The sequence below is a fragment of the Agathobacter ruminis genome, from assembly GCF_002735305.1.
GTDB classification, from domain to species: Bacteria; Bacillota; Clostridia; order Lachnospirales; family Lachnospiraceae; genus Roseburia; species Roseburia ruminis.
The window spans coordinates 1-344 of the sequence record NZ_PDYG01000078.1 but is presented as its reverse complement, the minus strand read 5'-3'; the positions used below and the strand labels follow the sequence as shown (position 1 = coordinate 344).

Below are 344 nucleotides of genomic sequence, written 5' to 3'. Positions count from 1 at the left end.
TGTTCAAATAAGACTCAAAACCGTTAAACTGGAGGTGATTTACAGTCACCGCTGTTAAACCAATTTGTTACAAAGATAGGACTCGAACCTACAACTTCACGATTATAAATCATGAGCGCTACCTATTGCGCCACTTCGTATATTGGCAACCCAATTTTATCAGAATTGGTGATATTTTCTTGTAACGTAACCCTGTTACGGGAAGCCAGATTTAGGATTTTCGCAATGCAGGCAAATACTTTATGCTATTTCAATTAAAGTTGTAGCGTTAGATACTTTTATCTGAGTATCCAACTCCTTTAAAAGTGCGCTGCTCTTCTCCTCTAAGCACTCGATTTTTTTTT

Annotated in this window: 1 tRNA gene; it reads right to left on the bottom strand. The window is 37.2% G+C overall.

The features are described from left to right. Nucleotides 1–67: 67 nt before the first annotated feature. Nucleotides 68–140 (bottom strand) — tRNA-Ile (locus CSX02_RS09755). Nucleotides 141–344 lie beyond the last annotated feature (204 nt).